An 8,403-nucleotide genomic window follows, 5' to 3' on the forward strand; every position below is an offset into this window, starting at 1 on the left:
TATTTCTTGAACAATTTGAAGTTTTAAAGACATGGAATAGTCTTTCTGAGTACGCTTTACATAGCTAATTTCTTGAGGTGTTTCCATAACGATGAAATTTGTGTATCGCTATTTCAGGACAAGACAAATTTAAATAAAAAAAACCGATAATTGTTATTATCGGTTTTTTTTATAGCAATTGAAAAACATTCTTACTTTTTATTTATTTTAAAAACGCTTTAGCATTTTCGAGTGCTTCTGCAATTCCATTCACATTTTTTCCACCAGCAGTTGCAAAAAACGGTTGTCCACCACCACCACCTTGGATGTATTTTCCTAGTTCACGAACTACCTGACCCGCATTCAAACCTTTATCAGCTACTAATTCTTTAGAAATATAACAGGTTAACATTGGTTTGTCTTCTGAAGCGGTTGCTAAAACTAAAAACAAGTTGGTTTTGTTATTTCCTAGTTCATATGCTAAATCTTTGGCTCCATTCGCATCTAAATCTACTTGAGTAGCTAAAAATTGAACACCATTAACTTCTTTTATTTGAGCTTCCAATTCACCTTTTAATCCTTTCGCTTTATCTTTTAATAATTGCTCTACTTGTTTTTTCAACTTAGCATTATCCTCTTGCAAAGAACTAACTGCTTTTAAAACATCTTGCGGGTTTTTCAAGCTTTCTTTAATTTCTGCTAATGTATTTTCTTGAGAAGCAAAGAAATCTTTTACAGCATCACCCGTAATCGCTTCAATTCTTCGAATTCCAGCCGCTACAGCTCCTTCTGAAATAATTTTAAAATACCAAATATCAGCTGTATTCGATACGTGAATTCCTCCACATAATTCCATCGAATCTCCAAATTTAATCGCACGTACATTGTCTCCATATTTCTCTCCAAACAAAGCCATCGCTCCTTCGTTTAAGGCTTGTTGGATTGGAATACTTCTTCTTTCTATTAAAGGAATATGCTCTTGAATTCTTTGGTTCACAAAAGATTCCACTTGTCTTAATTCTTCATCTGTTACTTTTGAAAAATGAGAAAAATCGAAACGTAAATAATTCGGTGTAACCAATGAGCCTTTTTGCTCTACATGTGTACCCAAAATAGTACGCAAAGCCAAATGCATTAAGTGTGTAGCCGAGTGATTTTTTGAAGAAGCCGTTCTTAAATCGGTATTTACTTTAGCGACAAAAGCTACATTTACATTTTCTGGTAACTGTTTCGCAATGTGCAGAATTAAGTTATTTTCTTTTTTGGTATCAATAATTTCAATTGCCTCATTTGCAGAAATTAAAACACCTCTATCTCCTACTTGTCCTCCACCTTCTGGATAAAATGGGGTTGCATCTAATACAATTTGGTACAAAACACCATCTTTTTTAGAATCTACTTTACGAATGCGCGTTATTTTTACCTCATTCTCTGTCTGATCATAACCTACAAAAGTCTCTGTATTTCCTGCTATTAGAATTCTCCAATCATCGGTAGATACTTCAGATGCTGCACGAGAACGATCTTTTTGTTTTTTCAATTCCACTTCAAATTCCGCTTCATTATACGTCATTCCTTTTTCTTTCAAAATAAGAGCGGTTAAATCTTTAGGAAATCCAAAAGTATCATACAACTCAAAAGCTTTTGCTCCTGAAACTTCATTTCCTTTTGTCTCAGCTACAACCACTTCTAATAATTGCAATCCTTGCTCTAAAGTTCTTAAGAAAGATGCTTCTTCTTCACGAATCACATTGGTAACTAAAACTTGTTGTTTTTTTATTTCAGGGAAAAATTCACCCATTTGGTTTGCCAAAACTTCCACCAATTGATAAATGAACGGTTCTTTGGTATCTAAAAAAGTAAAACCATAACGAATCGCACGACGTAAAATTCTACGAATTACATAACCAGCTCCATTGTTTGAAGGCAATTGTCCGTCAGCAATTGCAAAAGCTACTGCTCTTACATGATCAACAATGACACGTATTGCAATGTTTATTTTGTTTTGCTCTTGCCCTTCGACTCCGCTCAGGGTGACAGAATTATCTGTATATTTTAAACCTGTAATTTCTTCTACTTTATGAATAAGTGGTGTAAATACATCCGTATCGTAATTTGAAGTAACACCTTGCATGGCCATACACAAACGTTCAAATCCCATTCCTGTATCCACATGTTGTGCGGGTAATTTTTCCAACGAACCATCTGCTTTACGGTTGAATTCCATAAAGACATTGTTCCAAATTTCCACCACTTGAGGGTGATCAGCATTTACTAAATCACGACCTGCTACTTTCGCTCTTTCATCATCCGAACGCAAATCAATATGTATCTCAGAACAAGGACCGCACGGACCTTGGTCACCCATTTCCCAAAAATTATCTTTTTTATTCCCTAAAATAATTCGATCTTCCGACACAAATTGTTTCCAAATATCAAAAGCTTCTTGATCAAATGGGACATTTTCTTCAGGATTTCCTTCAAAAACAGAAACATACAAGCGATCTTTATCTAATTTTAATACTTCTGTTAAAAATTCCCAAGCCCAAGCTAAAGCCTCTTTTTTGAAATAATCACCAAATGACCAGTTTCCAAGCATTTCGAACATTGTATGATGATACGTATCAAAACCTACATCTTCTAAATCATTATGCTTTCCAGAAACACGAAGACATTTTTGCGTATCGGCTATACGCTTACTTTTAGGCGTTCCGTTTCCTAAAAAATATTCTTTGAATTGGGCCATACCAGAATTATTAAACATTAAGGTAGGATCGTCTTTTAACACAATAGGTGCTGAAGGCACAATTAAGTGACCTTTACTTTCAAAGAATTGTAAATACGCTTTTCGAATGTCTTGTGATTTCATTAAACTTTTTTTAATTATTTTTAATTCTGTTTCTGTTTGTTATTTCTAATTCAAAATCAAACAGATGCAAATGTGTTATACAAAAAATCACAAAGTTTCGTTATAAAAAAACAATTAGAATGAAACATTTTTTAATTTTGTTCGTATAACTAATGTATTTGCATTTAAAATTGGTGCAAAAATAGTAATTTTAAAACATGTCTAAAGTAAAATATTATTACGATTCTGAAAATTTAGCATATAAGAGGATAAAACCGCAACGTCGAAAAAAATTTGCTTATGTCTTTTTGTTTTTATTATCGTCTGCATTATTTGGTTTTTTGTGTTTAATTTTATTGATAAACACACCTTATTTTGAAACTCCTAAAGACAAATTACTTACTAACGAATTAGAATCCATGAAGTTGAATTACAAACTTTTGAATAAAAAAATGGATTTAATGAATGAGGTTTTAGAAGCTATTGAAGATAGAGACAATAATATATATCGCATTTATTTTAATACCTCACCTATAAAAGATGAGGAAAGAAAAGCGGGTTTTGGAGGAGTGAATCGATATAAATCACTTGAAGGTTATGACAACTCAGAATTAGTAATCAACACCACTAAAAGAGTCGATCAGTTGACCAAAGAGTTGGTTATACAATCTAAATCCTTAGATGAAATCATTGTTTTAGCGAAACAAAAAGAAAAACTATTAGCGGCTATTCCTGCTATTCAGCCTGTAAAAAATGAAGATTTAAAGAGAATGGCTTCTGGTTTTGGATATCGAAGTGACCCTTTTACCAAGATTAGAAAATTTCATTATGGTATGGATTTTACTTCACCTACAGGTTCTCCAGTTTATGCAACGGGTGATGGAGTGGTTTTAAAAGCAGATAACTCGCTTTCTGGTTATGGAAACCATATTGAAATTAATCATGGATATGGTTATGTTACTTTATATGCGCATTTAAGTAAATACAATTGTAGACCTGGTCAAAAAGTAAAAAGAGGTGACATTATCGGTTATGTGGGAAGTACAGGAAGAAGCGAAGCTCCGCATTTGCATTATGAAGTCATTAAAAATGGGGAAAAAGTGAATCCTATTAATTTCTATTACGGAAGTATTTCCGCTGAAGAATATATTGCTATTTCCAATTTAGCCACCCAAGAAAACCAATCTTTAGATTAATTGTATGCACATCGATTTACCTGAAAATAAATTGTATTACAGTATTGGAGAACTTGCTAAAGCCTTTGATGTGAATGCTTCCTTAATTCGTTTTTGGGAAAAAGAATTTGACATCTTAAAGCCAAAGAAAAATGCAAAAGGAAACCGAAAATTTACACAAGAAGATGTAAAAAACTTGCAATTGATTTTTCATTTGGTAAAAGAAAGAGGGTTTACACTTGAAGGAGCAAAAACGCATTTAAAAGAAAATCAAAAGAAAACTTTAGATAAATTTGAAATTATTAGAAAATTAGAAAATATAAAAACGCAATTATTACAAATTAAAAATCAACTTTAAAAACAAAAATTATGAAAAAATTCTTACCGTGGATAATTATTGGAGGATTAGTGTTAATTGGTATATTTTGGTATATCAATGTTAAAAATGGTGCTGTAACAGTTAATGAAAATGTAAAAAAATCTTGGGGTAATGTGGAAACTTCTTACCAAAGAAGAAATGATTTAATTGGAAATCTAGTAAAAACTGTAAAAGGCGCTGCTGATTTTGAAAAATCAACTTTAGAAGCTGTTGTAAATGCAAGAGCAAAAGCTACTGCTACAACCATTGATCCATCTAACATTACTCCAGAACAATTAAAAGCTTTTAATGAGGCTCAAAGTGGAGTGAGTTCTGCATTATCACGTTTATTGGTAACAGTAGAAAATTATCCTGATTTAAAAGCCAATCAAAATTTCTTAAAATTACAAGACGAGTTGGCCAGTACAGAAAACCAAATTTTAACAGCTAGAACTCGTTTTAATGAATCGGTGGAAACATATAATAATTATGTATTAAAAATGCCAAGAAGTTTAATCTTATCTGATTATAAAGAAAAAGCCTATTTTGATGCAGTTGCTGGTGCAGAGAAACCGGTTGAAGTAGAATTCGATTTTAGCAAATAATATTATGTCAAAAACAGAAGATTTTTTAACTGCAAGTGAAGAACAAGAAATTGTTCAAGCTATTGTTGCAGCAGAAAAAGACACTTCGGGTGAAATACGAGTACACATAGAAGAAAATTCTGAAAAACCTCCGCTCGAAAGAGCTCAGGAGGTTTTTTTATCCTTAGGTATGCAAAATACAAAAGATAGAAATGGTGTTTTATTTTATGTAAGTGTTTCGAATAAGCACTTTGCTATTCTTGGAGATGAAGGTATAAATCGAATTGTTGGTTCCGATTTTTGGAATTCTACAAAAGATATCGTAATTGATCATTTTAAGAATAATCAAAACAAAGAAGCATTGGTTAAAGGAATAATAGAAGCAGGAAAACGTTTAAAAGAATTTTTCCCTTATCAATCAGATGATACCAACGAATTACCTAATGAAATTTCAAAAGGATAATGATACAATTTATATTTAAGTCAATCAAACTTTTATTAGTACTAACTTTACTTCTAATTCACGGTTTGGGTTTAGCTCAATTTGACATACCCAAAAAGCCGTCTTTTCAAACTTCAGTTTATGATTATGCAGATGTCTTAAATGAATATGAAGAAAAACAATTAGAAGATAAACTAGTGCATTTTTCTGATACCACTTCTACACAAATTGTCATTGTAACTATTGATGATTTAAAGGGAGAAAGTATTGGTATTTTAGCCCCAAAATGGGCCCAAGAATGGGGTATTGGCCAAGCAAATGAAGACAACGGTGTAATTGTTCTATTATCAAAGAACGATAGGGAAATTTGGATTTCACCAGGTTATGGTTTAGAAGACAAATTAACTGCTGGAATTACAGGAGAATTGGTTCGTAATGTGATAATTCCAGAATTCAAAGCGGGAAGCTATTATAATGGTTTAGATAAAGGGACAAGTGCTATTTTTCAAATCATAAAAGGAACTTATAAAGGCACGCGAAAAAGCAACAATAGTGGTAATGTTTTTCCTATAATAATCTTTTTCATCTTTGTAATTATACTCATCATTATTATTTCTAAAGGAAGAAACAACGGCAGAAATGGTGGTTCAGGTCGATTTTCTGGTCCAGATTTAATGGATGTCATTATTTTAAGTAGTCTAGGCCGTGGTAATGGTGGTGGCAGTTTTGGTGGTGGTTCATCTGGTGGTGGTTTTGGAGGCGGTGGCTTTGGAGGCGGCTTTGGTGGTGGTGGTTTTTCTGGTGGTGGAGCTGGTGGAAGTTGGTAAAAAAGAAACATACAATAAATAATGAGCACCTTTCTAAGGTGCTTTTTTTGTATCTAAAATAACTAATAAATTTTGTAGTAAATAGTTTATAAATCACGATATTTGCAGTCGATTTCCAAAAACCTTAACTTTACACTGATGAAAAATCTGTTATTAACCTACACGCTGTTTTCGTTTTGTCTTAATTTAACGGCCCAAGAAATACTAAATGGAAATTTGAACAGTAATTGTACTGGAAATGGATTTACTGCGCCATCTTGTGTTCATAATTGGTTTGCTAGTCACGGCACACCGCTTGTACAAGGAAATATCAATAAAAACACATGGGCTTCATTAACTGTAAATGAAGAAAACTTAGAGGGCATTTTTACTAATTATGAATTTCATTCTGGTAAAAATTATCAAATTTCATTTAAGGTAAAAATTACGACAACTATAAATGGCATTGATAAAATAATTAGTGGCGCAAATGTGAGAGCTACTAATAATTTAACCTCAAATTTCAATACAGAAAATCCTGTTTTACCTAATGATAGTGAATTGATTTGGTCAAAAAATATAACAAAAAACACACCTGATTGGGAAACCATTTCTATATCATTCACTCCTAAAAAAAATTATAACCAATTGTGGTTTTATATTAATGCGAATGCTACTCAAAGAGTATCTCAAGAAAAATATTCACAGTTTGAGATAGATGATATCAAAATTACGACTTCTGGCCAAAAGAAAACGAATATTACTGAAAAAACAGAACATAATGTCACAGCAATGTCTAATTCACATAGAAGTTCTGATTACATTTTCCCTGAAACTGTTCAAAAAAATGATTTTATAAATGTTAGAATTAGTTCTGGTGAGATATCTGAGATTTGGGTTACAGATTTAGCTGGTAATGTATTCAAAACAGAATTTAGAGTATTAAGCAAGAACTATATTAATTTTCAATTAAGAAAAGACCTTTATGAAGGAAATTACATAGTTAAAGCTATAAAAAAAGACGGCACTATCATTTCTAAAAATATTACTATTAAGTAAGATTTTTTTAACAATTGTTTTTAATTCCCTATTTTGACGAAAGTTTTTTGACTTTTTAAAAGCTTACTTTAATTAATAATAATCATTTTTCTATCGTCTTTCTTTTTACCAAACTTTTCCAACTTATACGTTAAAGAAAACATCACATATTGCTGTAAAACAGTATTTTCTTCATCGGTAATTGCAGTAGGTGTAATCGTACGTGTTGCGTTGACATTTTGGTTTAACAAATCATACACTTTTACTTTAGCTAATAATTGATCTTTAAAGAAATTATATCCTAAACTCACATTCCATAAATAAAAATCTTTTTGAAAACCATTAGCAATATTCGAATTATAGGTATATCCAAAATCATTTCCTAAAACTATATTTTTAGGCCAATAAGTGGTTGTTTCTAATTTAAAATTATGTTTAAAAATATTACTCTTATCAATAACATAGTTTTCAAAAGAAGTTACATTGTAGGTATATCTATAAGATGGCGCAAGCGTAATTAAATCGTCTATTGACCAAGATAAAGAAGCTCTAGGGTTTAATTGTATTCCTTTTGCCTGATATAAAGCCGCATTAGTTAATCCTTGATTAAAATCATAATTTACCCCAATTCCTAATCCGTATTTAAAAGTTCTTTTCTCTTTTTTAAATGATTTGTTTAAACTAAATCCTGTGTAAAAATTATATGTTTGATTGATATTTTGATAAGTTGTATTGGCTTTAAAGTCAGAATCATAAACTGTTGAACTTACAATTTGATTTTTTCTCAGATTTCCCCCAAAATAACCATAAAAACCAGAACGTGTAGCATAATCATAATTATTGAAATTCATATACAAATTATGATTTTCTACAGGTTTTAAAAAGGCATTACCCATAATCGTATTCAAAGGATTGGCTAAATTTTCAAAAGGCAATAATTGCTCAGCAGAAGGTAAACTTACATTATAAGTATAGCGACTGTATATCGACTTAGATTTAGCTACTCTATAATTCAAATATGCCGTTACATTAGGATACATATAATTATTCTTTAATGTAGTAACGGTGCCTAAATAAGTGGATTGATTGTCATAATTTAAAAAATCGGTTCCTAAATCGAGATTAAAATTATATTTCTTTTTAGAAATAGTAATACCTATTGTCCCATTGAAT

At 31.3% G+C, this 8,403-nt stretch carries 8 protein-coding genes; 6 read left to right on the forward strand and 2 right to left on the reverse strand.

From position 1 onward, the window contains the following. Nucleotides 1-202 precede the first annotated feature (202 nt). Nucleotides 203-2,848 (reverse strand): alanine--tRNA ligase, encoded by a 2,646-nt coding sequence (alaS, locus tag HALO113_RS15495; RefSeq protein WP_159779997.1) that lies wholly within the window; start codon nt 2,846-2,848, stop codon nt 203-205. A 197-nt stretch (nt 2,849-3,045) separates the two neighbouring features. On the opposite strand from alaS, the gene HALO113_RS15500 reads away from it, so the two are divergent. The 6 genes from HALO113_RS15500 (at nt 3,046) to HALO113_RS15525 (ending at nt 7,251) form a co-directional block, all read left to right on the forward strand. Then, nucleotides 3,046-4,023, forward strand: a complete 978-nt coding sequence (locus HALO113_RS15500) for a M23 family metallopeptidase (protein ID WP_159779998.1) — start codon at nt 3,046-3,048, stop codon at nt 4,021-4,023. Nucleotides 4,024-4,027: 4 nt separating this feature from the next. Then, nucleotides 4,028-4,360: a MerR family transcriptional regulator gene (locus HALO113_RS15505; protein ID WP_159779999.1), complete on the forward strand. Its 333-nt coding sequence runs from the start codon at nt 4,028-4,030 to the stop codon at nt 4,358-4,360. Nucleotides 4,361-4,371: 11 nt separating this feature from the next. Continuing rightward, complete coding sequence (locus HALO113_RS15510) at nt 4,372-4,965, forward strand: LemA family protein (RefSeq protein ID WP_159780000.1); 594 nt, start codon at nt 4,372-4,374, stop codon at nt 4,963-4,965. A 4-nt stretch (nt 4,966-4,969) separates the two neighbouring features. Next, nucleotides 4,970-5,407, forward strand: a complete 438-nt coding sequence (locus HALO113_RS15515; RefSeq protein ID WP_159780001.1) for a TPM domain-containing protein — start codon at nt 4,970-4,972, stop codon at nt 5,405-5,407. Further along, nucleotides 5,407-6,213, forward strand: a complete 807-nt coding sequence (locus HALO113_RS15520) for a YgcG family protein (RefSeq protein WP_159780002.1) — start codon at nt 5,407-5,409, stop codon at nt 6,211-6,213. The genes HALO113_RS15515 and HALO113_RS15520 overlap by 1 nt, the downstream gene beginning before the upstream one ends. Before the next feature lie 138 nt (nt 6,214-6,351). Continuing rightward, nucleotides 6,352-7,251: a hypothetical protein gene (locus HALO113_RS15525; protein ID WP_159780003.1), complete on the forward strand. Its 900-nt coding sequence runs from the start codon at nt 6,352-6,354 to the stop codon at nt 7,249-7,251. A gap of 68 nt (nt 7,252-7,319) precedes the next feature. On the opposite strand, the gene HALO113_RS15530 is transcribed toward HALO113_RS15525, so the two are convergent. Beyond that, the coding region (locus HALO113_RS15530) for an outer membrane beta-barrel protein (protein WP_159780004.1) at nt 7,320-8,403 on the reverse strand (1,084 nt) is incomplete at its 5' end.

The sequence above is a fragment of the Flavobacterium sp. 9AF genome (assembly GCF_902506265.1).
GTDB lineage: Bacteria > Bacteroidota > Bacteroidia > Flavobacteriales > Flavobacteriaceae > Flavobacterium.